The following is a 26,508-nucleotide window of genomic DNA, read 5'->3' on the forward strand; positions in this document are numbered from 1 at the left end:
ACCATGCCTTGGCATTACATAACGCGATCAATGCGAGGTCATCCTGTACGTCCACCCGAAAGTGGTATCGCCCGGCGCAAAAGTATTTGGGAGCGGATCCATCTTGACCCATGGCTGTTAGGCTTGCTGCTGGTGTTAATGGGGAGCGGTCTAATCGTTCTTTATAGTGCTTCCGGTCAATCCCTCGATGCGGTTATCGGCCAGGGCATGCGCTTTGGTATCGCGTTGGTAGGGATGGTGATTATTGCCCAATTTTCACCGTCGACTTTTTTACGCTGGGCGCCGCTGGCGTATGGCGTCGGTGTTGCCATGCTGGTTGCTGTTGACGTGGTAGGCGATGTGGGTATGGGGGCCAAACGCTGGCTAGAGATACCCGGGGTGATACGTTTTCAACCATCGGAAATGATGAAGCTGGCAGCTCCGTTAATGGTCGCTGCCTATCTAAATCGTTGCGAACTACCGCCGCGCCTGCGCGATATTGTGGTGTGCGGGGTCATTATTGGCGTTCCAGTGGTGTTAACCGCAATCCAGCCAGATTTAGGCACCTCGCTGCTGGTATCCAGCGCTGCTCTGATCGTGGTTTTGCTGGCGGGTTTGTCGTGGCGTTTGATCGGATTCATTACCGCGCTGGGGGCTGCGGCTGTGCCGCTGCTCTGGATGAATATGCATAACTACCAGCGCCAGCGGGTATTGACGTTTCTAAACCCTGAAAGCGATCCCCTAGGGTCAGGCTGGAATATTATTCAGTCGACCACAGCCATCGGCAGTGGGGGGTTATGGGGCAAGGGGTGGCTCCAGGGTACCCAGTCCCAGCTAGAGTTTTTGCCTGAACGCCATACCGATTTCATTATTGCTGTCTTGGGTGAAGAGTTTGGTTTGGTCGGTATGCTGGTGTTGTTGTTCCTTTATCTATTGATTGTGAGCCGTGGTTTGTGGATGGCAAGCTCAGCGCAGGATACCTTTGGTCGCTTGGTGGCCGGCAGCATCATTTTAACATTTTTCATCTACGTATTTGTCAATATGGGCATGGTGAGCGGCATTTTGCCCGTAGTAGGGGTGCCGCTGCCGCTGGTTAGTTATGGCGGCACCTCAAGCGTGACCTTGCTAGCGGGTTTCGGTATTCTCATGTCGATACATGCTCATCGTCGGCTGCTGTCACGTTAGCAACGTTGCCACGCTCAAGCGCTTGTTGCTCGTCAATGGAAAACTCAGGCATGGATGTTTCTGGAATGAATAGCCCAACAGTGGAGAACCAATGAACAAGGTTCAAAGGAAGACGAGCAGCTATGTGTTGGCCGCGCTGGTGTGCTGGGCGACGACCACGTTTGCTGATCAGCCTTCACAAGGATCTCAATTCGCTGCTTCACAGCATTTTGCACCCCAGCAGAATGCTGATAGCCAAGCGCTGATGGGAGAGCTGGTCGAGCAAGGGTTGCCGCAGACTTGGCTGGAAGAGGTACTAGGGCAGGCAAAATACACGCAGAGTGTATTAGATGCGATGGAAGGGGCCGCAGAGCGCCGCCTAAAGTGGTATGAGTATCGCGCCATTTTCCTGACCCAGCAGCGTATTGAAGAGGGGGCGGAATTTATTGACGCGCATGCCGATGCTCTCGCCCGAGCCGAAAACACTTACGGTGTACCTGCAGAGGTTATTACTGCCATTATTGGAGTTGAAACCTACTATGGTCGGCATAAAGGCCAGCACCGGGTGCTGGACTCGCTTGCCACGCTGGCGTTTCACCACCCGACAAGGGGGGCTTTTTTTCGCGGTGAGCTAGCGGCTTTTTTACGAATCGCCTACGAACAGAAGGTTGACCCTACCGAGCTGCGCGGCTCCTACGCGGGAGCCATGGGCTATCCACAGTTTATTCCCACCAGTTACCAAGCGTATGCCGTTGATTTCGATGGCGACGGGCGGCGGGATCTGTGGGAAAACCCGGTCGATGCGATTGGCAGTGTTGCCAATTACTTTGCTGAGCATAACTGGCAGCCAGGGGGCGATATTTATCACCAGGCCAGTGGGTTTGAGGTACTGCCCATAGAGCTACTGCAGGAGCTCTCATTTAACCAAACGTCGCCTCCCGCGATGAGTGTTGCGCAATTGGCTGCCCATGGTGTTGAGGCTGAAGAGCCTCTCGATGATAATTTGTTGGTCATGCCCCTGGCGCTTGAGTTCGCCGGTGGGGAAACCCGCTACCGGTTAGGTGAGTATAATTTTTACGTCATTACCCGCTACAACCACAGTCACCTCTACGCCATGGCCGTCACCGAGTTGGCGGAAGCGATTGCTGAGCTGCATGAGGATGAGGCATGAAGAGTAAACTGACGATAACCCGGCGGGCAGGGAGCATGATCGCTTTGTTAGCCCTAGTCACCGGCTGTGCCAGTAATGAAACCCAACGAGTAGATGCCCCTGGCTCCAGTAAGCCAGCGGCAGCTTCGACGTCATCGGCGGCCAGCAATAGCGGCGGCCGCTATGCCATGAGTGGTGATGCCTATCCCCTTGAGCCACCGGATGTTACCAAGGTGCCTGATGCAGAGCCGCGCATTGAGCAGCCTTCTCGTGCAGGTAACCGTCCTAACTATGAAGTCTGGGGTAAAACCTACCATGTGCTGCCAGATGCAACGGGTTACGAGAAGCGCGGAACGGCCTCATGGTATGGTGAAAAATTTCATGGTTACGCGACGTCAAATGGTGAAATCTACGACATGTATAAAATGTCGGCGGCGCACCGTTCGTTGCCTTTACCCACCTTTGCTCGGGTCACCAGCCTGGATAACGGGCGGTCGGTGATTGTTCGGGTGAACGATCGTGGCCCCTTCCATAGTGACCGGGAGATCGATCTCTCCTATGCTGCTGCCGCCCGCCTAGGCTTCCTCGATAATGGTACCGGTTCCGTAAAAGTGGAAGCGATCAACCCAGAACAGTGGCTAGCCGAGCACGGCAGGGGCAGCAGCGCATCGCCTCAGTCACGCGTATCTGAGGCGCCGCGGGTGGCTTCAAACGCCTCTTCTGTGTCGGTTCAGCCAGCAGCACCGGCTCCTTCACCACAGGTGCAAGCAACGCGGGCGCCCAGTGAAAGTGGAGCAGACGGCGCGGTGTATTTGCAGATCGCGGCGCTGGGTAATCCTGAAGGTGCTCAGCAGTTACAGCAGCGTTTGCAAGGTGAGCAGCCCCATGCAGTGCGTATAATGAGTGATGCCGACGTCTATCGTGTCCAGGTCGGGCCCATTGACCCAGGGCAGGAGCTTCAGGCGCGAGAAACACTACGTCAAGCAGGGTTCCCCCAGGTCTTTGTTGTGCGATAATTCACCCCCTCTAATTTATTTCTTGTGGCGCGTTTTACGCGCCGCCGTATTTTACAAATAAGCTTTGCAATCAAGCTTTCAAGTAAGTGAGACTGACGTTATGAACGTGTTTACATCCATTGGTCGCTCTGCCCGCCTGTGCCTCTTTGCTGTTGTGGTAACAGTTGCGGTGCCTGCCGGTGCCCAGTCAACTCCGCAGCCGGTCATTCCACAACCGCAAACCATTATCCCTGCCGCTCCCCAGTTAGCGGCAAGCTCGTGGATACTCATGGATGCTAACAGTGGCCGCATATTGGCGGAGCATAACTCCGATGAGCGTCTGCCACCGGCGAGTTTGACCAAGTTGATGACCGCCTATTTGGTGGAGCGTGAGCTGGATCGCGGCACCATTAACCTCACTGATATGGTTAATATTAGCGAGAATGCATGGCGCACCGGTGGCTCGAAAATGTTTATCGAGGTGGGCGATCAAGTATCGGTAGATAACCTGCTCCACGGTATTATTATCGTTTCGGGTAACGATGCCAGCGTGGCAATGGCGGAGCATTTAGCCGGTGGTGAAACACCGTTTGCCGATCTGATGAATCAGCATGCCACTCGTTTGGGCATGGATAATACCAACTTCCAGAACGCTACCGGTTTGCCGGGTGATAATCACTACTCAACTGCCCATGATATGGCGCGGTTATCGCGGCACATCATTAATGATTACCCAGATCACTACGCCATCTACTCTCAGCGTACCTTCTCTTATGGTGGTATTGATCAACCCAACCGTAACCGTCTGCTATGGCGTGACCCGTCTGTAGATGGCCTGAAAACCGGCTGGACGACAGAAGCGGGGTTCTGCCTCGTGTCATCGGCCAAGCGTGACGATATGCGCTTGATTTCAGTGGTAATGGGCACCAATTCTGACGAAGCGCGCGCCCAGGAAACCCAAAAGCTGCTCAGCTACGGTTTCCGCTTTTTCGAAACCATGAAGCTTTATGAGCGTGGTGCCGTGCTGGCAACGCCACGGGTTTGGGGTGGTGATATCAACGAGCTGCGCGTCGGTGTTGATGAAGAAGTGTTTATGACCTTGCCGCGCAACCGCAACGAAGAGTTACGTGCGCGCCTCAACCTCAACCCAGACTTACAGGCACCGATCGCCGTTGGCGACGAGGTGGGTACACTGGAAGTGCACTTGGGTGACGAAGTGGTCGGCGAGCGTCGCCTAGTAGCACTGGAAAACATCGAAGAGGGTGGCCTGTTCAAGCGCCTGTTCGATCAAGTGCAGCGCTTCTTTAGTAATTTGATTAGTAGTTTTACCGATTAATCAGCTCAACGAGCTGTACGTTGAATGGTTTTATCGTGTATCCGTAATGAACGGTGTCTTTACGAAATAGGCTGGTTATGAAAAAAGATGCTCCCCAGGGGCTGCGTGATTTGCGCCAACCGGCGGCTCAGGAGCCGCCGAAAATCACTTTTCCCTGTGATTACTCATTAAAAGTTGTCGGTGATGCCGCCGAGGATTTCCCCGCCTGCGTGTGCCAAGTGATTGTGCGCCACGACCCCGACTTCGATGCAACTGCGATGCAGGTAGTCGACAGTCGCAATGGCCGCTTTCAATCGGTGCGAGTGGTGATTAGGGCAACCGGAGAGCAGCATATTAAAGAGCTGTTTGAGGATCTTAAGGCCACCGGCCGTGTGCATATGGTGGTGTGACTGTGGATAGCGCCGCACCGATTGAGTTGCACGACTTGGGACACCAAGCTTACCTGCCGGTGTGGGAAGCCATGCGCGCATTGACTGATACGCGGAATGCGCAAACGCCGGATCAGTTCTGGCTGGTTGAGCATGACCCGGTGTTTACCCAGGGCCAAGCTGGTAAACCCGAACATTTGCTACTGCCCGGCGATATTCCGGTAGTGCACGTTGATCGGGGGGGGCAGGTCACCTATCACGGCCCAGGTCAGGTCGTACTGTATCCACTGCTGGATGTGCGGCGCGGTAAAATTGGCGTGCGGGATCTAGTCACTGCATTGGAAAATGCCGTGATTGATGTTTTAAGCGACTATGGTGTGAGCGCCCGCGCAAGGCCGGATGCCCCCGGGGTGTATGTGATGACCGAGGCGGGGGAGGCGAAGATTGCTTCACTTGGTTTGCGTATTCGGCGCGGAGCCAGCTTTCATGGCGTGGCGTTAAATGTAGACGGTGACTTAACGCCTTTTTTACGCATTAATCCCTGTGGGTATGCAGGGATGCCCATGGTGAAGCTGGCTGATCTGGTCGCTTTGCCAGGTGAGCACCGGGTGGGTGAGCAGTTGGCTGAAGCGCTGGCCAGAAGATTAGACCGCGAAGTGGTCAGTGTTGAGCGTTCGCCGCTTTAAAAGTGCGTCACCTTCTCCCTCCAAGGTGGTTAGGCTGGTAGCCTGAGCGGGAGGGATACTTGGCAATGGGTGACGAAGCGCCATCTTGGGAATTTCCTGATGGCGCTAGGTTTAGGCCTACCCTACGTTGAGTGCAGGAATTATGTTGGGGTTTGTTTCCTGCTCCTGGCCGGGAATCGCGGCAGGTGAGGCGAGCCCCAGGTTATTTTTCTCAAACACCCGGTCGGCGCGGTAGCTCGAGCGTACCAGCGGGCCAGAAGGCACTTCCATAAAGCCTTTTTCCAAGCCAATCACGCGGTAGCGATCAAACTCTTCAGGCGTTACCCAGCGCTCCACCGATAGGTGGTTTTTGGTTGGGCGAAGGTACTGACCGAGGGTGACGATGTCTACGCCGATCTCGCGAAGATCGTCAAAGGTTTGCAAAATCTCTTCGTCCGTTTCACCCAAGCCCAGCATCAGGCTGGTTTTGGTAATGATGTCAGGACGATAGCGCTTGGCATGGGCAAGTACATCGAGGGTTTTACGGTAACCTGCCCGACGGTCACGCACGCGTCCTGTCAGCCGTTCTACGGTTTCCACATTCTGGGCAAATACTTGCAGGCCAGAATCGACGACGCGTTCGATAGCTGTCAGTTCGCCATCGAAGTCGGGCGTTAAGGCTTCCACTACCACATCTGGCGTGCGCGCTTTTATCGCACGAATGCAGTTGGCGTAGTGGGTTGCACCACCATCGTCGAGGTCGTCACGGTCTACTGAGGTCAGTACGATATAACGCAGCCCCATTAGCTCTACGGATTTAGCCGTATTTTCTGGCTCTTCGTGATCCAGCCAACCCTGGGGGTTGCCGGTGTCCACCGCGCAGAACCGGCAGGCGCGGGTGCATACCGAGCCCATTAGCATGATCGTGGCTGTGCCGTTGCTCCAGCACTCGCCCATATTGGGGCAGTGGGATTCGGCACAAACGGTGCTTAACCGATGGGTGGCGACGTTTTTCTTGACCGCTTCAAAACGCTCGCCCCCTGGGATTTGTGCCCGCAACCACTTGGGTTTGCGCTCAAGCTCAACAGAAGAAGGCTCTGCCTGCGCTTTGCGCTGCTTCATGCCATCCTTGATCACCGACATGCCACGTTCGTTACGGTATTTTTCACCGCTGGACACGCGCTGCGAGGGGTTATTGCTCATAGGGACAGAGCCTCTCTTCTGTGCGGTAGGCCGAAGGCATGAAAGGGCGTCGACCCTTCCAAAACCTGCCAATTGTTACCTAATTAATACGAAGTACGCTCGATATTTAATCGCGCTAGTTACTACTAATGTAACATATCTCGGTGTCTACAAGACACCGTAAGCCGTTACTTGCTTTCAAGATGAAAGTATCGGCAAACAGGCTACACCATGGCTGGGCAAGGGGGTGGAGGGCGCCTGGAAGTGGCGGCGGTAATCGGGTAAGTGCTCTCGGACAAAACTTAAAAACAGCTCAGCGACCGGTGTGGGTAAGCGCTCCCGAGTATAGACCGTGCACCAAGAGCGGTGGATGGGGAAGTCGGGCAGTCCCAGCTCAAAAAGTAACCCTTGCTCAAGCTCCAGCTGAACCGCCAAACGTGGCAGTACGGCAACTCCCAAGTGGGCCATGACACCGCCTTTAATTGCCTCGTTGGTGCCCAGCTCGATGCAGTGGGGAAGGGCAACCTGCTGATTGGCTGCCATCTGCTCAAAGGCGTTGCGTACACCAGAGCCGGGTTCACGCATCAGTACATAGTGGCGAGCAAAGTCTGCTAATGAGGGTTGTGGCATCGAAAGCAGCGGATGCTCGGGCCAGACAACGGCGATCAGTTCGTTATCAATAATCGGCATCACCACCAAGCGATCGTCTTCAGGAACCATCGCCATAATGACGAGATCATCCTGTTGTTCCGTGAGTCGCTCGAGTGCCTGACGGCGGTTGCACACCTTTAAGCGAACGTGCACCTCAGGATAGTGAGCACGGAAACGGGCAAGTAAATAAGGCACTACATATTGGGCTGAAGAGACCGCTGCGATATTAAGTTCTCCGCTAATTTTGCCGTTAATATCTGATAGGTTCATTTCCAGCCGCGAAAGTTGACCAAAAATTTCTCGTGCTGAGTGGGCGAGGGTGTCAGCGGCAGGAAGCGTGTGGAGCGTTTTGCCCGCGTAGTTAAACAGTGGCTGACCCAGTGCCAGCTCAAGCTGGCGTATTTGCGCGCTCACCGCGGGCTGGGTCAGCCCCAATTGCTCAGCTGCACGGGAGTATGAGCGCTGCCGGTGCACCGCCTGGAAGACCTGGAGTTGACGAAATGTAAGACGATTGAGCAGATTGGGGGATGACATAGCTACCTCGTAGTGAGCACCCTTGAACGGCTAAGGATTAATATCAACACCAGGCTCAATCGCCAGGGCAAGGCATGCTAACACTGAATCTTTGACGCTGCCTAAACAGTGCTTCATTAGTCTTGTAAGTCGTAATTATCAAGGCTAAAGATCGACGTCGCGCACGTAGTGGACTAGACTATATTGCATTGCAGCATTATTGCTTTCGGGTCTGGTGCTTGTGCACCAACCCAACGGGAGACCCTATGAACTTTCTTGCCAATCCTCTGACCACCTCTTTGTTCCCAGTTAGCGCTTTTACAAGCGCGTGGTCGAAACAGCATAATGACGCCACCACGGTGCCCGGTAGCGAGGCGATCTCAGCTTTTTTCGACCCGTTCGGCTTTGGCCGTGCTGCCTTCGGGTACTGGCGCGATAGCATGGAGCGCAGTGTTCTCTATCTGGATGTAATGCGCGAACGCGGTAATCAGTACCTAGAGCATATGGAGCAAACCAAGCCGAATGTGTTGGGGTTCGATACTGAAGTACTGATGGATGGTCGTACGCTACCCCGGCCAACCAACTACGAGCTGTTGCGCGTGCTGCCCCACGAAGGGACGGAGATTGATCTTCAAAAACGCCCCTTTGTGGTGGTAGACCCCCGTGCAGGCCACGGGCCAGGGATTGGTGGGTTTAAGCCGGACAGTGAGTTGGGCGTGGCGCTTAAAGCGGGGCATCCCTGCTATTTTATTGGCTTTTTGCCATTTCCAGAACCGGGACAAACCGTTGAGGACGTGGTCGAGTCGGAAGTCGCTTTTCTGCGTCATGTGATTGAGCTGCACCCTGAAACCACTGAAAAACCGATGGTGGTGGGCAATTGTCAGGCGGGCTGGCAAATCATGATGGCGGCCGCCTTGGAGCCGGATGTATTCGGCCCTATTCTGATTGCCGGTGCACCGCTCTCTTACTGGGCTGGCGAACATGGCAAAGCCCCGATGCGCTATACCGGTGGTATGGCGGGAGGCAGCTGGATTACGGCGCTCACCAGCGACATCGGCGATGGCTTGTTTGACGGCGCTTGGTTAGTGCAGAACTTTGAGCGCCTCAATCCAGCTAACACCTACTGGAAAAAGCAGTATCACCTTTACGACAACATCGATACCGAAGCTGGCCGTTACCTCGATTTTGAACGCTGGTGGGGTGGTCACGTCGTATTGGGCGGTGAAGAGATTCAGTATATTGTCGATAACCTGTTTATCGGCAATCGACTCTCTACCGCGCAGTTGGTGACCCGTGATGGGCGTCGAATCGATTTGCGTAATGTGCGCTCACCAGTGGTCGTGTTCTGTTCGCGTGGCGACGATATTACCCCGCCCCCTCAAGCCCTGGGTTGGATTCGTGACTTGTATGAAAACGAAGATGACATCATTGCGAACGAGCAAACCATCGTCTATTGCCAGCACGATACCACCGGCCACTTGGGTATTTTTGTTTCGGGCAGTGTGTCGCGTAAAGAGCATACCGAATTCACTGCCAATATGGATTACATTGACGTACTGCCGCCAGGCTTGTACGAAACGTCCATATCACCGGCCGAAAAGGGCGAAGATGCCGAGCTGTTCGAGCGTGACTATTTGCTCGAATTTATGCCGCGCAACTTTGCCGAGCTGGATCGTGCGGTCATGCACAAGCCAGAGGATGATCGGCGTTTTGCCACCGTGGCGCGAATATCCGAGATCAATTTGGGGTTGTATCGGCTCTTTATGCAGCCCTGGCTAAAAGCCATTATGACGCCGGAAGCAGCCCGCTTTATTCGTCGTATGCACCCGATCCGTTTAGGCTACAAGCTGCTCTCCGACCGCAACCCGCTTTCAGTACCGCTGCCGGTGATGGCGGAAGCCGTGCGCAAAAATCGTCACCCTGTGCCGCAAGACAACCTGTTTAAAGCGCTTGAAACCATGGGGTCTGACCAACTGGTCGCCGGTCTCAACGCCATGCGCGATTTACGCGATAGCAACACCGAAAAACTGTTTATGGACATCTACGGTCAACCGCTGCTGCAGGCTGCCGTTGGCCTGTATGGCGATGCCCATGTGCATCGCCGCCGCCCTGGGGCTGAGCCCGAGCATCGTCGCTTCATTGAACAGCGTCAGGAAGCGCTACGCGAGAAAATTGCCCAGGGAAGTGCCCATGAAGCGGTTATGCGCTCGCTTATCTACGTACTCGGTGGTGCCCCAGCCACGGATGAGCGTAACTTTAAGCGGCTGCGTGCCTCTCGTGCAGAGCTGGAACCGGGTATCGAACTGAGCGATTTTAAAAACCTGGTGCGCGAGCAGTTCTTTATCTTGAAGCTGGATAGGGAGCAAGCGTTAAATTCGCTGCCTACTCTGCTGGCGGGTAGCAGCAACGCCGATATCGATGGCTATATTAGCCACCTTGAGCATGTGTTTGCCGCCAGCGGCGAGCTTTCTGAGCATGCCGCTGATCGGTTTGCTCAGATTAAAGCGCTGTTTGATAAGGCAAGACCCCTCAAGTCGGTAGAGAGTAAGCCGGACGAGAGCAAGCCAGCAGCGAGCAAGACGGCAGAGAGCAAGCCAGCAGAGAGCAAGTCGGCTGCGACAGCCAAGCCTGCTGCCGCTCAGAAGCCAACGAGTGCTGATAAGCCAAAAGCCACTACGGCTAAGCCTTCCTCCGCCCAGTCAGCTAAGCCTGCACCAGCGGTTGAGGAGCAGTCCGTAGTTAAGGAGCCGACGTCTAAGGAGCCAACGTCTACAAAGGAGTCAGCGGCTGCGGATAGCGAGTCGGCCAGTGAGACGAAGGCTAAACCTGCTGGGCGTAAAAAGACGCCGCCTAAGCGCTAAAACAGTGCCTTAGATCATCGCGCCCCTGCCTATTTGGTGGGGGCGCTTTGTTTGTTTCAGTACCTTTTGGGTTGCTGGAATGCCGGTGGCAGTCTAGTGTCTAGCTACTCTTTGTCTAAAACCGTTTTGAGATACTAAGTCGAGAAGCTAAGTCGAGATACTACTTCGAGATACTACTTCGAGATACTACGTCGACAAACTGTGTTGAAAAACTATGTTGACAAACTACGTCTAAAAACTCCGGATGCTCGCTGCGACTTGGTTGTTACTGGCGCTTCGCTAAGGGCTGGGGTAGGGTAGGCGCATTTTTTCATCCGTATCTTGTTTAATGGGCGGTTTCGTCCCGGCGATACGGCACCGAATTCAGAGCACGCGCTAGACAGCCCGTGCATTAAGAAAGTGGAGCACTATGGGCAAGTCACTGGTCATCGTCGAGTCGCCAGCGAAAGCGAAGACGATTAACAAATATCTCGGCAACGATTTCATCGTGAAGTCGAGCGTGGGTCACATTCGTGACCTGCCGACCAGCGGCTCAGGTAAGGCAGCCTCCGACCCCAAGGAGCGCGCACGCCAGGCCGCAGCGACACGCAAGATGTCGGCGGAAGAGAAAGAAGCGTATAAAAAACGTAAAAACCAGGATCAATTGATTCGGCGGATGGGGATCGACCCTAATAACGGCTGGGAAGCCCGCTATGAGGTGCTGCCTGGAAAAGAGAAAGTCGTTGCCGAGCTAAAAAAGCTGGCTGAGAAAGCTGACGCTGTCTATCTCGCAACGGATTTGGATCGCGAAGGGGAAGCCATCGCCTGGCACCTGCGCGAGACCATTGGTGGAGACGACAGCCGCTATAAGCGAGTGGTGTTTAACGAAATCACCAAAAATGCTATTCAGGATGCCTTCAAGGCACCTGGGGCGCTCAATATCCCCCGGGTGGAAGCCCAGCAAGCCAGGCGTTTCCTGGATCGTGTGGTGGGCTTTATGCTCTCACCTCTGTTGTGGGCGAAAGTGGCGCGCGGGTTGTCGGCTGGTCGCGTGCAGTCAGTCGCGGTACGCCTGATTGTCGAACGCGAGCGGGAAATTCGCGCCTTTATCCCTGAAGAGTTTTGGGATGTCCACGCGGATTTGGCCTCACCCGAGGGCGAGTTGGTGCGTTTTGCTCTGGTTCGTCAGGATGGCAAAGCCTTTAAGCCCACCTCCGAAAAAGACACCCTGGCACGTATCGAACAGCTTAGAAAAGCCAAGCTGGCGATTACCTCCCGTGAAGACAAGCCCACTAGCTCAAAACCCACGGCGCCCTTTATTACCTCAACGCTGCAGCAAGCGGCGAGCGGCCGGTTAGGCTTTTCAGTCAAAAAAACCATGACCATGGCCCAGCGTCTCTACGAGGCCGGCTACATTACCTATATGCGTACCGACTCCACCAACTTGTCGAAAGATGCTGTGGAGGGTGTACGCAGTTATATCGGCGAAGAGTTTGGCGAGCGCTACCTGCCAGAAGCGCCTAATCGCTATAGCAGCAAAGAGAGCGCCCAAGAGGCCCACGAAGCGATTCGCCCCTCCAGCGTTGAGCGAAAGGCATCCGACCTGGCCGGTATGGAGCGCGATGCGGAGCGTCTTTATGAACTGATCTGGCGTCAGTTTGTGGCTTGCCAAATGACCCCCGCAGAGTACTTGTCCAGCACACTAAGTGTGGAAGTCGATGGCTATGAGCTGCGTGCTAAAGGTCGCGTGCTGAAGTTTGATGGTTATACCCGGGTGATGAAGCCCAGTGGGAAAAATGAAGACCAGAGCCTGCCCGACTTGCCTAAGGGCACGCCCATGGCGTTGGAAGCACTCGACCCTCAGCAGCACTTTACCAAACCCGCGCCGCGCTACACCGAAGCAAGCCTGGTCAAAGAGCTTGAGAAGCAGGGCATTGGTCGGCCTTCTACTTACGCCTCGATCATCTCGACGATCCAGGATCGCGGCTATGTGAAACTCGAGAACCGCCGCTTCTACGCTGAAAAACTGGGCGATATCGTCACCGAGCGGTTGAAAGAGTCCTTCCCAGATTTGATGGACTTCTCGTTCACCGCCCGCATGGAGGATAGCCTGGATGAAGTTGCCGAAGGCGAACGTAACTGGCAGGCGCTGCTAGATGCCTTCTATAGTGAGTTTCGTGAAGAGCTGGTGAAGGCGGAGAGCGAAGATGGCATGCGCCCTAATCAGCCGGTGCCCACGGATATCGACTGTCCGAGCTGCGGTCGTCATATGCAGATTCGTACGGCGTCTACCGGGGTTTTCCTGGGCTGCAGTGGCTATAATTTACCGCCGAAAGAGCGCTGCAAAACCACCATTGACCTGATTCCAGGTGAAGATGCGGTGGCTGAAGATGCAGGTGAAGAGGCCGAAACCGATGCGCTGCGTGCCAAGCGTCGCTGCCCTAAATGCGGCACGGCGATGGACAATTACCTGCTCGACGAAACGCGTAAGTTGCACATCTGCGGTAACAGCCCCGATTGCGACGGCTATGAAGTGGAGAGCGGTAAATTCAAGATCAAGGGTTACGACGGCCCGATTATCGAATGCGACAAATGTGGCTCTGAAATGCAGCTGAAATCTGGCCGCTTCGGCAAGTATTTTGGCTGCACCAATAGCGAATGTAAAAACACTCGCAAACTGTTGAAGAGCGGTGAAGTGGCACCGCCGAAAATGGATCCGATCCCGATGCCGGAACTGGCCTGTCAAAAAGTTGACGACCACTACGTGCTGCGTGACGGCGCGAGCGGACTGTTTTTAGCCGCCAGCAAGTTTCCCAAAAATCGCGAAACGCGACCGCCGCTAGTGAAAGAGCTGAAGGCCCATGCCGATGAGCTGCCTGAGAAGTATCACTTTATTCTCAAAGCGCCCAGCGAAGACCCAGATGGCCGCCCAGCGCAAATTCGTTACTCGCGAAAGAGTAAAGAGCAGTACGTGATGACCGATGAAGAGGGCAAGGCCACTGGTTGGAAGGCCATGTTTGAGGGCGGTAAGTGGCATGTGGAGGACAAACGCAAGTGAATGCACGGGCACGCACCAATCAGCTACTCTACCAAGCGGAGCTGCTGGCAACTTCGCCTGCCGGGGAGGATGAGCACGCCCCCGCGCGGCAGATGGCGTTGGAAGAGAGTGCTTTAGCGCTGTTTGAGCTGGCGTTAGAGTCGCTGCTGCGTGAAGTTACCGAACATGCCCGCTTGCCAGAGCACCGTTGGACAGTGTTACTGGCCCAGGATGGCCCTGCGTTAGCCGAGCTGCAGCGTCTGCGCGATTTAGCCGCTCAGCCGGAGAGCTGGTTGAACTGGCTGATGGTTCAGCTTGAGCGCCTGCATAGCGATGATGGTGCGGCGCGGCGCATGGTTCATAACCCCGCTATGATTGCGGTGGGTAATCCGACGGGTTTACGTCAGCAAGTGCTAGATAAACTCCAGGCCGCCAAGGCTGAAATAGGCGCGCTGCGCGAGACCAGCCTGGAGTGGTAAGATGTTTATCTAGGCGTCGCTCAATTAGTCAAGAAAGGAGATCATGATGCGCTATAACCAAGTGAAAGATTTAATCGAATGGGCGGCGGGTTTTCATGCGCGGATGGCGGAACAGTACAGCCAAGCTGCTGATAAAGCTGATCATGAGCGCCTGCAAATGGCGTTTAATTACTTGGCCAGTCGCGAATTGAAAATGAAAACGGGCCTTGAAGATCTCTTTCATGATGGCTCTGATCATTCAGAGGTATTGGAGTTATGGTTCGATGATTCGAGCGATTTCCCCCATCCACCTGAATTGGAGCGTATGGCAGAGCAAACGGTGGCTGGCTCAATAGACGACGCAATGAAAACAGCAACATCGGCTCACCAACGTCTTCAAGCACTTTACGAACATCGCGCTTCGCGGGCAAAAATTGAGCCTGAAGAGGAGTTTTTCAACGCTCTGGCTCAAGGGCATAATTCTGAAATACGCCATATAATGGCCAGTATGGAAGAGTTGCAGGGCGTTTGATGAGTTTTTATCAGTGGATTATGGGTCATGGCTTTTGGGATGCGTTAGCGGCGTATATGACGAAATTACTAACGGCAGATGTGGGAATAAGGTATAACAGCCACCAGATGTGCCTAGTCGGTCAACCACAGGCTAACTTGTTTCGAGAGCTGCCATGTTTTTAGTTAATCGCCGTCGATTTTTAGCCATGGCGCTGAGCTTTCCAGCCGTTGCCAGCGCTGCTGTCACTGCGCCAATTGTTACCGAGCCCACCCCCACTGACCTAGTGGAAACAATGCTTCGCCGCGCTCATGTGCCGCGCCATAGTAATGAGGTGTGGGTGCTGGTGGACGATAAGGAGGCCTCTCTCAGCGTGTATCGTGGAAATGCGCTGGTGGAGCGTTTTGCCCCTGTATCACTTGGTCGTGCTGGGGCTAAAACTCAGCGGGTTCGTGGCGATAACGTGACCCCCATGGGCGAGTTTCATATCAACCGTTTTAATTACGAAAGCCAATGGCGTACGTTTATTGGTATTGATTACCCAACGCCGGTGCACGCTAGAATGGCACTGGAGAAAGGGATTTATTCCCAAACAGACTATGATGATTACTTCGACTACTATCGACGTTATGGTCACCCGCCGCAAAACACCGCGCTGGGTGGGGCGATTGGGATCCACGGCTTGGGTAGCGCAGACCCCGACATTCATGGCCGCTACCACTGGACCCAAGGGTGTGTCGCCGTTACCAACGAGCAAATTGATCGCTTGGTAGCGCTAGTGGGTGTTGGCACTCGTGTAGTGATCCGTTAAGCTAACGCCGTTGATGGAAGTTCGAGGTTTTAAACAAGTGGCTATAGACAACCGCTGTGGTCTATTATAAAACAGCGTTTGACTTGCGTGCTTTGCAGCACAAGTCACTGAAAAGAACCTGCACCGCAGGTAGACAAATTTAAGCTAAGAACTTATTCTAATGTAAGTGACTAGCCTTACGTTTGTCATACCCTTAACGTAGTACCCAAGGACGACTCAAGGAGAACATTATGACTCTGAAAACTACTCTGAAGATGACTGCTGCTGCCGCTTCACTGGCAATTCTTGCTGGTTGTGCTTCTACCAGCGCGCTGGAAGAAGTTCGCATGACTGCAGAATCTGCACAGGCTGACGCTGCAGAAGCTCGCAGCATGGCTTCACAAGCTATGAACACTGCAAACCAAGCCCAGCGCGATGCGCAGGCTGCTCTGCAGATGTCTGAGCAGAACCGTGAAGAAATGAACCGTATGTTCCAGCGCTCCATGCAGAAGTAATTCTGCTTGGGCTGCTGAGGGAGTCACCAGACTCTCTCAGCAGCTGCTGGAAGAAAGTGTAGAAAATGTAGTTAGCTAAGATATCGAAAGCAGGGCGTTGTAAGTTAAAGCGTCTAACCATTAGATTATTTTACTAGCTGCGCAAAAAACCCCGCCTCGGCGGGGTTTTTTGTTACTACGGACTTCTTACTTGCTTCTGCCGTTAAGCGTCTTTATCGCCGTCAGTGGCGGCTCTGAGCTTAAGTTCGTCAATCAGCTCCACGGGTTCTGGTTCTGGCTCGGGGGCCTGTGGGCCAAAGAGGGCGATAAATTGGCCGTCGGGGGCTTCTACGGCACGCTGAATCCGCTCAGCATCTATTTCAACGTCACTGTCAGTCAGCTCGGTGACGCGCTCCAGGGCATTAAGTAGTGGCTCAAAGCCCTCTACATTCTCTTCCAGCTGCGGGAACGACTGCACAAACAGCGTGCCGTCGGCTGCATAGCCCGCTTTGAACGGCGCGTCCATCAGGTTGACCTGGGTGCCGCTGGGTAAGCGCTCGTAAAGCGACTTAATGTCTTCCGGGTACATACGAATACAGCCGCGGCTGACGCGCATGCCCACGCCATCGGGGCGGTTAGTGCCATGAATCAGATAGCTCGGCATGGCCAGCAGAATGGCGTGCTCGCCAAGAGGGTTATTGGGGCCGGGCGGAACTACTGAGGGGGCTGGCTCGCCACGCTCTGCTGCTTCGCGACGCATGGAGGCCGGTGGTGCCCAGGCTGGATCTTTAACCTTGACCGTTGTGCGAGTGATGCCCACAGGGGTGGCGAACTCTTCACGCCCCACGCTGACCGGGTAGGTTTCGACAATGCCGGGTTTATCGGCGGGGTAGTAGTAGAGGCGCAGTTCAGAAAGATTAACCACAACACCTTCCCGCGGTGCAGGCGGCAAGATGTACTGGGCGGGGATCACTACCTCGGTGCCTGCCCCCGGTACCCATAGGCTGACGCCCGGATTAGCCATGCGGATCTCTTCATAGCCAATGTTGTGACGGCGGGCGATATCAATCAGCGTCTGCTTGGGATCTTCAACAACGACGGTATAGCGCTCCCCAATCACATCACCTGTTTCAGGTAGGCGGAAGTGGCCACGGGGCAGCTCGTCCTGATCAGCAACCTGGGCGGCGCTGTCTACGGCGTCGATGCTGATTTCCTGTGCCTGCTCTTGTGACGCCTCGGCTGATTGTTCCTGTGTCTGCTGTTCTTGCACCTGCTCTTGAGGCTGGCTGTCGGCTTGCTCGTCAGCCGGTTGCGCATAAGCGGGGCTTAACAGGCTGGCAGTGAGTAGCACGGCCAGACTGGTGGGGCCCCAGAGGGAAAAGGTATCGCGAATGTTCATGGTCGTTCCTAATGTGTTAATTCACCGCTGCTGCGCGTTGTGTGGCCACGGTTGCTGGTTTACGGCTGCCAACCAACGGTTATTTACCAACCGGGCATGGCTACTGGCAAGTTTGCCCCAAGCGTCACGCCGCCGCTACTTTTTGATTAAGGGTGCTAAGCAGGTTTTCGAGCTGCTGGAAGCGCTTGTCGACACTTTCCATTGGTAATTCAAACCGTAAGGTGTCAGATCCATCCAAACGGTAGTGCTTTGGAGACGTCTGAATCAGGTTCACCAGGGTTAACGGATCCACCTGGGTACTGCTATTAAACAGGACTCTACCGCGGTTTTCCCCAGCCTCGATCTTGCTGATGCCAAGCTGCTCAGCACGATGGCGAAGCTTGGTCTGGCGAATCAGGTTTTTCAACGGGTTGGGCAGCAAGCCAAAGCGGTCAATAAGCTCAACCTGTAACTCTTTAAGCTCGCTATCGCTCTGAGTGTTGGCTATCCGCTTGTACATCACCAGACGTTGCTGCACATCGTGAATATAATCACTCGGGATCAGCGCAGGCAGATTGAGGCTAATTTCCACGCCGGTATTGAAGGGAGCGTCGATATTGGGTGTTTTACCCGCCCGAATAGCCTTCACGGCTCGATCCAGCATCTCCATATAGAGGGTATAGCCGATGGTTTCCATCTGGCCGCTCTGCTCATCCCCCAGCAGTTCACCTGCGCCACGGATCTCCATATCGTGGCTGGCCAGGGTAAAGCCTGCACCTAGATCATCCGACGCGCTGATCGCTTCCAGTCGCTTGATGGCATCACGGGTCATCGCTTTGGGCGGTGGCGTTAACAGGTAAGCGTAAGCCTGGTGGTGGCTGCGCCCAACCCGGCCCCGCAGTTGGTGCAGTTGAGCCAGGCCAAACTTGTCCGCGCGTTCGATAATGATGGTATTGGCGCTGGGCACATCAATGCCGGTTTCAATAATGGTCGAACATACCAACACGTTAAAGCGCCGGTGGTAGAAGTCCGACATGATCCGCTCCAAGCTGCGCTCGGGGAGCTGGCCGTGGGCGACGGCTACCCGTGCTTCGGGGATTAGCTCGCGGATCTTTTCGGCGCTGTTTTCAATGGTTTTGACTTCGTTGTGTAGCACATACACCTGCCCACCGCGCAGTATCTCACGCAGCAGGGCTTCTTTAATGATGCTGGTGTCGTGCTGCTGGACAAAGGTTTTAACTGACAGGCGTCGAGCGGGCGGTGTGGCGATAATCGACAGATCGCGAATACCGCTCATGGCCATATTGAGTGTGCGCGGTATCGGGGTGGCGGTCAGCGTTAAAATATCGACTTCAGCGCGTAGCGTTTTGAGCTTCTCTTTTTGCGCTACACCAAAGCGGTGCTCCTCATCGATGATCAGTAGGCCCATTTTGGGCAGCTCAACGCTTTTTGAGAGCAGCTTATGGGTGCCAATGACGATATCGGTTTGGCCGCTCTTGATGCTCTCCAGCGTCTGAGTGACCTCTTTGCCGCTGGTAAAGCGGGAGATCAGGCCAATATTGACGGCGGTGTCGGCAAAACGGTCGCGGAAGTTCTCGAAGTGTTGGCGCGCCAGCAGGGTGGTGGGTACCAGCACCACCACTTGGCGGCCAGACTGCACGGCCAGAAACGCCGCGCGCATGGCGACTTCGGTTTTACCAAAGCCGACGTCACCACACACCACGCGATCCATGGGCTGCGGAGAGGTCATGTCACTGATGACCGCTTCAATCGCCGCGTGCTGGTCGGCGGTCTCCTCAAACGGGAAGTTGCTTGCAAAGCGAACATACTCTTCGCCAGGGGCCTCGTAGACCACTCCCTGCTGGGCTTCCCGGCGAGCGTAAACGTCCAGCAGCTCTGCGGCGGTATCGCGGATTTTTTCGGCCGCTTTACGGCGGGCTTTTTCCCACTGATCCGAGCCGAGTTTATGCAGCGGGGCTAATTCGTCACCGGCACCGCTGTAGCGGGAGATCATATGCAGGCTGTCGACGGGTACATAAAGCTTGGCGCCATCCGCATAGGAAAGCGCCAGGAATTCATTCGCCTGGCCGCCGGCCTCCAGCGTTTCCAATCCCAAATAGCGGCCAACACCGTGGGCCTGGTGGACCACTGGAGCGCCTTCGCGAAGCTCCGACAGGTGGCGTACCGCTAATTCATTATCATCAGTGGCTTTCTCGCGACGACGGCTTTGGCGCACCACGTCACCAAACAGCTCGGTTTCACTAATGACCGCAATGCTGGGATTGTTTAGCCATAAGCCACTGTCGACCAAGCCTTCGGTAATCGCATAGGTGTGATCGCTAACGAGAAAATCGTGGAAACTGTCAGTATGCGGGAGGGGGAGCTTGAGGGGCGAAAGGATCTCTTCCAGCGCTTCTCGACGACCCCGCGACTCCGCCACAAACAACACTCGGGTTTGGGCGTGGGAGCTTAAAAAGGCCGATATTTCCGCCAATGGCTGCTTGGCTCGCGCATTGATAGAGAGCGTAGGCAGCGGCGCAGCTTCAGGCTGCTGTGCGTGGCGCTGCTCGCTATCCTCGGTGAGTTCAATGCGCGGGCGGGCTTTAATCGCCGAGAACACATCGTTGACCGGAAAAAACGCCCGGTGCGGAGGCAGCAGCGGGCGGGTTGGGTCAACGCCCAAATTGACATAGCGTGCGTCGATCGACTGCCAGTGCTGCTCAGCCGCCTCAAAAACCCCAGGCAGTAACGCTACCCGGGTGTCGTCGGTTAGGTGGTCAAATAGCGAAGCGGTCTGCTCGAAAAACAGCGGCAGGTAATGCTCAAGCCCCGGTGACGGAATGCCTTTTAGCGCGTCGTTGTAAAGCGGGCATTGGCGCGGGTCGACGTCAAACAGGGTCTCAAACTGCTCGCGAAAGCAGGCGATAGCGCTGCGGCTTAACGAGTATTCGTGAGCGGGGAGCAGTTCTAGCGATTCCAGTTTGTCAGTCGAGCGCTGGCTGCCAGGGTCGAAGTGGCGCAGGGTATCGATTTCATCATCAAACAGGTCGATGCGGATCGGTTCGTCCATGCCCATGGCAAACAGGTCAATTAGCGCGCCGCGCATGGCGTATTCGCCGGGTTCGTAAACCGTTTCAACGGCGCGATAGCCCGCCCGGGAGAGCGACTCACGAAACGCTTCGCGATTTAAACGTTCACCGGTTTTGAGCGTCATTACCCTCCCGGCAATGTACTCAACCGGAGGCAGGCGCTGCATCAGTGTGTTGATCGGCACCAGCACAATGCCGCGTACACCGTCTTGCAGTTGGCGCAGGGTGCGTAGCCGGGCTGAGACAATATCCTGATGGGGCGAAAAGCTATCGTAGGGCAGCGTTTCCCAGTCGGGGAAGGGCAGTACCGGTACGTCACTATAAAAATAGAGATCTTGTTCAAGACGCTGCGCGCTGGCGGTATTGGGAGTGATCACCAATAGTGGGGCGTGAACAGCAACGCGTGAGAGTGCCAGCGCAGTCGCGCTACCCGTCGGCGATGTCCAATAGAGCGTATCGCGAGTCCCTTGGGGCTGGGGCGGTTCGAGCAGAGAGAATGTCGGCATAAGCAAGATATCGTTTTGCGCTGAAACGGAAGAGAGATCATACACGATCACCGGTTTCAGTCAGAGTGCCGCGACTTAAGGTAGCGGGTTAATCTGTGCCGGAAGGCGTTTTGTAGTGAAATGGACATTTCTGTAATACCCCTACATGTTGTGCGACTATCCATTCATTGCGACCACTGCGCTTGCCCCGGATAATGCACTCTCCGTTCCCACTACCTGATGAGGCCGCACGTGAGTCAGCAAGCGCTCGAAAACGTTTTTCAAGAATGGCAAGGCAACGAAGCCTTGGCGGAGCAGATGATCCCATTAGTAGGGCAGCTCTATCGTCAGAATAACGTCGTTGCCACCATGTTCGGACGTTCGCTTATTAAACGGTCGGTCATTCGCATTCTGAAAGACCACCGCTTCGTGCGCAAAATAGAAGGGACTGAGCTCTCCGTTGAGGATACCTACCCTATCGTCAAGGGAATGGTCGCTTTGAACCTTGGCCCCGCCCATGTGGATGTGGGTAAGCTGGCGGTAATGTTCAAGAATCAGGGCGGTGGTGATGTCGACGCCTTCCTGCGTAAAGAGCTGCACGAAATTATTGATGGCTATCAGCCGGGTGCCAGTACTGGGGAGCCGCAAGATGTGGTGCTCTACGGTTTTGGCCGCATTGGCCGTTTGCTGGCCCGAGTGATGGTGGAGAAAGCGGGGGGCGGCAACCTGCTGCGCTTGCGCGCTATTGTGGTTCGCGGCCGCGGCGATGTGGCCAAAGACCTGGAAAAGCGTGCCAGCCTGCTGCGTCGTGATTCCGTACACGGGCCCTTCGATGGCACCATTATGGTTGATGCAGAGGCCCGCACGCTCACGGTCAACGGCAACGTTATTCAGGTGATTTACGCCGATTCGCCCAGCGAAATTGATTACACCGAGTACGCTATCGATAACGCAGTGATTGTTGATAACACTGGTATCTGGCGTGATGAAGAGGGCCTGGGTCAGCACCTGAAGTGTAAAGGTGCTGCCAAAGCGCTGCTGACGGCGCCGGGCAAAGGCGATATCAAGAATATCGTTTATGGTATCAATCACGAGTCTATCGGTGACAATGATCTTATTGTGTCCGCCGCCTCGTGTACCACCAACGCGATCGTGCCGGTGCTGAAAGTGCTTAACGATGAGTACGGGGTGGTCAATGGTCACGTAGAAACCGTGCATGCTTATACCAATGACCAGAACCTGATCGATAACTACCATAAGGGCGATCGTCGTGGTCGCAGCGCGGCGCTGAATATGGTCTTGACCGAGACGGGCGCAGCCAAGGCAGTATCAAAAGCGCTGCCTGAGCTTGAAGGTAAGCTGACTGGTAACGCTATTCGCGTGCCGATCCCCAACGTCTCCATGGCCATTCTCAACCTGACCCTGGATAAAACGACTGATACCGTAGCGCTAAATGATTACCTGCGCCGGATGTCGATTGATTCTGCCTATCAGAAGCAAATTGATTTTGTAGACTCTGCAGAAGTGGTGTCGTCGGATTTCGTGGGTAACCGCCATGCGGGTATTGTTGATGCCAAAGCTACTATTGCCAACGGTCATCATGCGGTCATTTATGTGTGGTATGACAACGAGTTTGGTTATAGCTGCCAGGTCGTACGTATTCTGCAGCAGATGTCCAACGTGCGGTTCTTAAAGCTGCCACGCTAATTCTCGCTAGTTAATAGCGTATTGAAAGCCCCGCCTACAAGCCTTTAGCAGCAAGCAAACGTTCAGCGCCACCTCCGGGTGGCGTTTTCTTTTCCGTTTTCAAGCCTTTTATTAATGTCTATAGCACTTTTGATGGTCATCAGGGATGTGGTCATTGGACGCGCTTATCTTTATAATGCGAGGGATTTTTCGGGGTGGTTCAAGTGCAGCTTGGGCCGGACTGGTAACAATCTGAGCAGAACATAACAATTCGCTGAGCAGAAAATAAGCATTCGAACCCCATACCTTCGTATATCCGATCCAACAACTGGGCGAGACTATGATCGAAGTCAAAAAAGGCCTGGATCTCCCCATCACGGGAGCGCCCGAGCAGCGTATTGAAGATGCGCGGTCTGTGCGCCACGTGGCAATCCTGGGTACCGACTATGTTGGCATGAAGCCAACCATGGAAGTTCAGGAAGGGGATAAGGTCAAACTGGGCCAATTGCTCTTCACCGATAAGAAAATTGATGGTGTGCGCTATACAGCGCCCGCTGCCGGTGAAGTGCTTGCAATAAACCGTGGCGAAAAACGTCGTTTACTATCTGTCGTAATCAAAGTCGATGAAACTGAGGAAGCGGTCGAATTCGCTGCTCACGATCGTAATGCCTTAGCGCAGCTTGAACGTCAGGTCGTGGTCGACCAACTGGTAGAGTCAGGACTCTGGACTGCTTTACGCACCCGTCCTTTCTCGCGCACACCGGCCATTGACAGCACTCCGGCCGATATTTTTGTAACCGCCGTGGATACTCATCCACTTAGCCCTGACCCTGCACTGATCATTAATGAACAGGCGCAGGCATTCGAGGATGGCCTCAAGGTGTTAGCGCGCCTAACCGAGGGCAACGTCTTCTTATGTACAGGCGAAAAGGCCTCAATTCCGGGTGGCGATGTGGACGGCGTAAAAGCCGAAAGCTTTGCAGGCCCTCATCCAGCCGGACTTGTCGGTACTCATATTCACTACCTTTCACCGGTCGCACTGCATAAAAAAGTGTGGCATATCGGCTACCAGGACGTTATCGCGTTCGGTAAGTTGTTTGTAGAAGGGAAGCTGGATATGAGCCGGGTGGTTGCTATTGGCGGCCCGCGTGCTGAAAATCCGCGCCTGGTGCGTACACGCATCGGCGCCAGCACGGATGAACTCCTGGCAGGTGAAGTCATCAAACCCGATGACACCCGTGTTATCTCTGGTTCCGTATTTTCTGGTTTTGCCGCTGAAGGTACGTTGACTTACCTTGGGCGCTTCAGCAATCAACTAAGTTTGCTGGAAGAAGGCAATAAGCGCACGTTTATGGGTTGGCTCTCTCCGGGGGCTAATCGCCACTCAGTCTTGGGTATCTACATCTCCAAGATCAAAGGCCTGAGCAACTATGCGCCGACTACCTCAACCAATGGCTCCGAGCGTGCTATGGTGCCGGTAGGCGCATATGAAACGGTGATGCCGCTGGATATCATGCCGACTCAGCTATTGCGTTCGCTGATCGTGGGCGACATTGAGGTTGCCATGCAGCTTGGGTGTTTGGAGCTGGACGAAGAGGATCTGGCGCTGTGTACGTACGTTTGCCCCGGCAAATACGAATATGGCCCCATCCTGCGTGACAATCTCACCATGATCGAGAAAGAGGCCTGATGATGGGTATTCAACAAACACTCCAAAATATCGAGCCGCATTTCCACAAAGGCGGAAAGTACGAAAAGTTCTATCCGCTGTTTGAAGCGGTGGATACGATTTTTTATACACCGCCGAGCGTGGCCAAGACCACTGCTCACGTGCGTGACGGTATCGATCTGAAACGCATCATGATTACCGTTTGGCTATGTACCTTCCCAGCCATGTTGTTCGGTATGTGGAATGCAGGCTGGCAGGCAAACACCGCCATTGACGCAGGCTACGCTTCTATGGCTGGCTGGCGCGAAGCAATTATGATGACGTTGGCAGGTGGGCATGACCCAAGCAGTTTTTGGGCTAACTTTGTCCTCGGCGCTACTTACTTCCTGCCCATCTATCTGGTCACCTTTGTTATCGGTGGCTTCTGGGAAGTTCTGTTTGCAATCAAGCGTGGCCACGAAGTCAACGAAGGTTTCTTCGTTACCTCGGTGCTGTTTGCGCTGATTCTTCCGGCCACTATTCCGCTTTGGCAAGTGGCGCTGGGTATCACCTTCGGTGTGGTGATCGGTAAAGAGATATTTGGTGGCACGGGTAAGAACTTCTTGAACCCCGCGCTGACTGGCCGTGCATTTCTTTACTTCGCTTATCCGGCGCAAATTTCCGGTGATTCAGTATGGGTTGCTGCCGATGGTTACACCGGTGCCACGCCTCTCTCTATGGCGTTCCAGGACGGTATGTCTGCACTGACCGACGCCTTCAGCTGGTGGGATGCCTTCCTGGGCTTTATGCCAGGCTCTGTGGGCGAGGTCTCGACGCTGGCGATCTTTATCGGCGCTGCAGTGCTGCTGTGGACGGGAATTGCCTCCTGGCGAATCATGCTGGGGGTGTTCCTGGGCATGGTGGTGACCAGTACGCTGTTTAACCTGATCGGCTCTGATTCAAATCCCATGTTTGCCATGCCGTGGTACTGGCACTTGGTAATCGGTGGTTTCGCTTTTGGTATGGTATTCATGGCGACTGACCCTGTGTCAGCCTCAATGACCAACCAGGGCCGACTGCTGTTTGGGGCGTTAATCGGTGTGATGACCGTCTTGATTCGCGTTGTGAACCCGGCTTTCCCGGAAGGCATCATGCTGGCGATTCTGTTCGCTAACCTGTTTGCACCGCTGATTGACCATTTCTTCGTTCAGGCCAATATCAAGCGTCGCGTGAAGCGCACCGGCGTACCGGCCGAGGAGACTGCCTAATGGCACAAGGTAACAACTCCATCAAGAAAATCCTGATAGTGGCGTTCTCACTCTGTATTGTGTGCTCCGTCATTGTCTCGACAGCAGCGGTCGCTTTGCGACCCATGCAGCAGCTTAACCAGGAGCTCGATCGTAAAACTAATATCTTGAACGTTGCCAAGCTTTACGAACCAGGCATGGACGTTGAAAAGGTATTTAGCGAAGAGATCACCGCTCGGGTCGTTGACCTGGATACGGGTGAATACTCTGACGAGTTTGATCCTGATACTTACGATAGTTTTGAGGCCGCTCGTGACCCCGCCTCGGGTCGCACGCTTTCAGGCGATCAGGACATTGCAGGTCTCTCGCGGGTTGAAAACTACGCCACAGTTTACCTGATTGGCGATGAAGACGACCCGGAACAGATCGTGCTACCGATTCGTGGTCAAGGACTTTGGGGCCTGATGCGTGGCTTCCTGGCTGTAGAAGGTGACGGCAATACGATCGTTAGTATCACCTACTACGAGCACAGCGAAACACCTGGTCTAGGCGCTGAAGTTAACAACCCGCGCTGGCAAGCTCAGTGGGAAGGTAAGAAAATTTACGATGAAGAGGGCGACCTCTCACCGGAAATTCACCTGACCAAAGGTGGCGCCAGTAACGAATACGAAGTAGATGCGCTATCTGGCGCGACGCTAACCAGTAACGGCGTGACGAATATGCTGCAGTTCTGGCTAAGCGAAGAAGCATTCGGTCCCTATTTGGCTAAATTCCGTAGCGGTACTGAGCCGGAAGACGCCGAAGAGACCGATACCAACTTCGAAGACGTTGAGGGGGCCTGA

20 protein-coding genes are annotated in these 26,508 nt (G+C 54.6%); 16 read left to right on the forward strand and 4 right to left on the reverse strand.

The features are described from left to right. Nucleotides 1-3: 3 nt before the first annotated feature. The 6 genes from rodA (at nucleotide 4) to lipB (ending at nucleotide 5,678) form a co-directional block, all read left to right on the forward strand. Entirely contained in the window at nucleotides 4-1,164 is a 1,161-nt protein-coding gene (gene rodA / locus QT231_RS12935; protein ID WP_308337270.1) for a rod shape-determining protein RodA, read from the forward strand. 91 nt (nucleotides 1,165-1,255) lie between these two features. Beyond that, complete coding sequence (gene mltB / locus QT231_RS12940; RefSeq protein WP_308337271.1) at nucleotides 1,256-2,314, forward strand: lytic murein transglycosylase B; 1,059 nt, start codon at nucleotides 1,256-1,258, stop codon at nucleotides 2,312-2,314. After that, nucleotides 2,311-3,309 (forward strand): septal ring lytic transglycosylase RlpA family protein, encoded by a 999-nt coding sequence (locus QT231_RS12945; protein WP_308337272.1) that lies wholly within the window; start codon nucleotides 2,311-2,313, stop codon nucleotides 3,307-3,309. Before mltB ends, QT231_RS12945 begins: the two co-directional genes overlap by 4 nt. Nucleotides 3,310-3,409: 100 nt before the next feature. Continuing rightward, nucleotides 3,410-4,624, forward strand: coding sequence for a D-alanyl-D-alanine carboxypeptidase family protein (locus QT231_RS12950; RefSeq protein ID WP_308337273.1), 1,215 nt, complete (start codon nucleotides 3,410-3,412; stop codon nucleotides 4,622-4,624). Between the two features lie 77 nt (nucleotides 4,625-4,701). Next, a complete protein-coding gene (locus tag QT231_RS12955) occupies nucleotides 4,702-5,013 on the forward strand; it encodes a YbeD family protein (RefSeq protein WP_088699921.1) in 312 nt (103 codons plus the stop codon). A 2-nt stretch (nucleotides 5,014-5,015) separates the two neighbouring features. After that, nucleotides 5,016-5,678, forward strand: a complete 663-nt coding sequence (gene lipB, locus QT231_RS12960) for a lipoyl(octanoyl) transferase LipB (RefSeq protein ID WP_308337274.1) — start codon at nucleotides 5,016-5,018, stop codon at nucleotides 5,676-5,678. A 117-nt stretch (nucleotides 5,679-5,795) separates the two neighbouring features. On the opposite strand, the gene lipA is transcribed toward lipB, so the two are convergent. Further along, nucleotides 5,796-6,860, reverse strand: a complete 1,065-nt coding sequence (gene lipA, locus QT231_RS12965; RefSeq protein ID WP_308337275.1) for a lipoyl synthase — start codon at nucleotides 6,858-6,860, stop codon at nucleotides 5,796-5,798. A 177-nt stretch (nucleotides 6,861-7,037) separates the two neighbouring features. Beyond that, nucleotides 7,038-8,024, reverse strand: coding sequence for a LysR family transcriptional regulator (locus QT231_RS12970; protein WP_308337276.1), 987 nt, complete (start codon nucleotides 8,022-8,024; stop codon nucleotides 7,038-7,040). Nucleotides 8,025-8,269: 245 nt separating this feature from the next. On the opposite strand from QT231_RS12970, the gene QT231_RS12975 reads away from it, so the two are divergent. From QT231_RS12975 to QT231_RS13000, 6 genes are all read left to right on the forward strand, one after another. Beyond that, nucleotides 8,270-10,864: a DUF3141 domain-containing protein gene (locus QT231_RS12975; protein WP_308337277.1), complete on the forward strand. Its 2,595-nt coding sequence runs from the start codon at nucleotides 8,270-8,272 to the stop codon at nucleotides 10,862-10,864. Between the two features lie 409 nt (nucleotides 10,865-11,273). After that, a complete protein-coding gene (topA, locus tag QT231_RS12980; RefSeq protein ID WP_308337278.1) occupies nucleotides 11,274-13,901 on the forward strand; it encodes a type I DNA topoisomerase in 2,628 nt (875 codons plus the stop codon). Beyond that, nucleotides 13,898-14,359: a DUF6586 family protein gene (locus tag QT231_RS12985; RefSeq protein WP_308337279.1), complete on the forward strand. Its 462-nt coding sequence runs from the start codon at nucleotides 13,898-13,900 to the stop codon at nucleotides 14,357-14,359. The genes topA and QT231_RS12985 overlap by 4 nt, the downstream gene beginning before the upstream one ends. 46 nt (nucleotides 14,360-14,405) lie before the next feature. After that, nucleotides 14,406-14,870, forward strand: coding sequence for a 2-hydroxyacyl-CoA dehydratase (locus QT231_RS12990; RefSeq protein WP_308337315.1), 465 nt, complete (start codon nucleotides 14,406-14,408; stop codon nucleotides 14,868-14,870). A gap of 154 nt (nucleotides 14,871-15,024) precedes the next feature. Then, nucleotides 15,025-15,660, forward strand: coding sequence for a L,D-transpeptidase (locus tag QT231_RS12995; protein ID WP_308337280.1), 636 nt, complete (start codon nucleotides 15,025-15,027; stop codon nucleotides 15,658-15,660). Between the two features lie 230 nt (nucleotides 15,661-15,890). Next, complete coding sequence (locus QT231_RS13000) at nucleotides 15,891-16,154, forward strand: Lpp/OprI family alanine-zipper lipoprotein (RefSeq protein ID WP_022523170.1); 264 nt, start codon at nucleotides 15,891-15,893, stop codon at nucleotides 16,152-16,154. Nucleotides 16,155-16,356: 202 nt separating this feature from the next. On the opposite strand, the gene QT231_RS13005 is transcribed toward QT231_RS13000, so the two are convergent. Together QT231_RS13005 and mfd are read right to left on the reverse strand one after the other, a co-directional pair. After that, entirely contained in the window at nucleotides 16,357-17,532 is a 1,176-nt protein-coding gene (locus QT231_RS13005; protein ID WP_308337281.1) for a L,D-transpeptidase family protein, read from the reverse strand. A 124-nt stretch (nucleotides 17,533-17,656) separates the two neighbouring features. Next, complete coding sequence (gene mfd, locus QT231_RS13010; RefSeq protein ID WP_308337282.1) at nucleotides 17,657-21,106, reverse strand: transcription-repair coupling factor; 3,450 nt, start codon at nucleotides 21,104-21,106, stop codon at nucleotides 17,657-17,659. Nucleotides 21,107-21,337: 231 nt separating this feature from the next. Here mfd and QT231_RS13015 point away from each other — a divergent pair, with 231 nt between their 5' ends. From QT231_RS13015 to QT231_RS13030, 4 genes are all read left to right on the forward strand, one after another. Then, nucleotides 21,338-22,792: a glyceraldehyde-3-phosphate dehydrogenase gene (locus QT231_RS13015; protein ID WP_308337283.1), complete on the forward strand. Its 1,455-nt coding sequence runs from the start codon at nucleotides 21,338-21,340 to the stop codon at nucleotides 22,790-22,792. A 319-nt stretch (nucleotides 22,793-23,111) separates the two neighbouring features. Next, nucleotides 23,112-24,461: a Na(+)-translocating NADH-quinone reductase subunit A gene (locus QT231_RS13020; RefSeq protein ID WP_308337284.1), complete on the forward strand. Its 1,350-nt coding sequence runs from the start codon at nucleotides 23,112-23,114 to the stop codon at nucleotides 24,459-24,461. Beyond that, complete coding sequence (locus tag QT231_RS13025; protein ID WP_308337285.1) at nucleotides 24,461-25,687, forward strand: NADH:ubiquinone reductase (Na(+)-transporting) subunit B; 1,227 nt, start codon at nucleotides 24,461-24,463, stop codon at nucleotides 25,685-25,687. Before QT231_RS13020 ends, QT231_RS13025 begins: the two co-directional genes overlap by 1 nt. Next, nucleotides 25,687-26,508 (forward strand): Na(+)-translocating NADH-quinone reductase subunit C, encoded by an 822-nt coding sequence (locus QT231_RS13030; protein ID WP_308337286.1) that lies wholly within the window; start codon nucleotides 25,687-25,689, stop codon nucleotides 26,506-26,508. The genes QT231_RS13025 and QT231_RS13030 overlap by 1 nt, the downstream gene beginning before the upstream one ends.

It is taken from the genome of Halomonas sp. SpR1 (genome assembly GCF_031010175.1).
Classification (GTDB): domain Bacteria; phylum Pseudomonadota; class Gammaproteobacteria; order Pseudomonadales; family Halomonadaceae; genus Vreelandella.

Coding starts and splice junctions, on each gene's coding strand:
- rodA (WP_308337270.1), top strand. CDS start 4: ATGCCTTGGCATTACATAACGCGATCAATGCGAGGTCATCCTGTACGT.
- mltB (WP_308337271.1), top strand. CDS start 1,256: ATGAACAAGGTTCAAAGGAAGACGAGCAGCTATGTGTTGGCCGCGCTG.
- QT231_RS12945 (WP_308337272.1), top strand. CDS start 2,311: ATGAAGAGTAAACTGACGATAACCCGGCGGGCAGGGAGCATGATCGCT.
- QT231_RS12950 (WP_308337273.1), top strand. CDS start 3,410: ATGAACGTGTTTACATCCATTGGTCGCTCTGCCCGCCTGTGCCTCTTT.
- QT231_RS12955 (WP_088699921.1), top strand. CDS start 4,702: ATGAAAAAAGATGCTCCCCAGGGGCTGCGTGATTTGCGCCAACCGGCG.
- lipA (WP_308337275.1), bottom strand. CDS start 6,860: ATGAGCAATAACCCCTCGCAGCGCGTGTCCAGCGGTGAAAAATACCGT.
- QT231_RS12970 (WP_308337276.1), bottom strand. CDS start 8,024: ATGTCATCCCCCAATCTGCTCAATCGTCTTACATTTCGTCAACTCCAG.
- QT231_RS12975 (WP_308337277.1), top strand. CDS start 8,270: ATGAACTTTCTTGCCAATCCTCTGACCACCTCTTTGTTCCCAGTTAGC.
- topA (WP_308337278.1), top strand. CDS start 11,274: ATGGGCAAGTCACTGGTCATCGTCGAGTCGCCAGCGAAAGCGAAGACG.
- QT231_RS12990 (WP_308337315.1), top strand. CDS start 14,406: ATGCGCTATAACCAAGTGAAAGATTTAATCGAATGGGCGGCGGGTTTT.
- QT231_RS12995 (WP_308337280.1), top strand. CDS start 15,025: ATGTTTTTAGTTAATCGCCGTCGATTTTTAGCCATGGCGCTGAGCTTT.
- QT231_RS13000 (WP_022523170.1), top strand. CDS start 15,891: ATGACTCTGAAAACTACTCTGAAGATGACTGCTGCTGCCGCTTCACTG.
- QT231_RS13005 (WP_308337281.1), bottom strand. CDS start 17,532: ATGAACATTCGCGATACCTTTTCCCTCTGGGGCCCCACCAGTCTGGCC.
- mfd (WP_308337282.1), bottom strand. CDS start 21,106: ATGCCGACATTCTCTCTGCTCGAACCGCCCCAGCCCCAAGGGACTCGC.
- QT231_RS13020 (WP_308337284.1), top strand. CDS start 23,112: ATGATCGAAGTCAAAAAAGGCCTGGATCTCCCCATCACGGGAGCGCCC.
- QT231_RS13025 (WP_308337285.1), top strand. CDS start 24,461: ATGATGGGTATTCAACAAACACTCCAAAATATCGAGCCGCATTTCCAC.
- QT231_RS13030 (WP_308337286.1), top strand. CDS start 25,687: ATGGCACAAGGTAACAACTCCATCAAGAAAATCCTGATAGTGGCGTTC.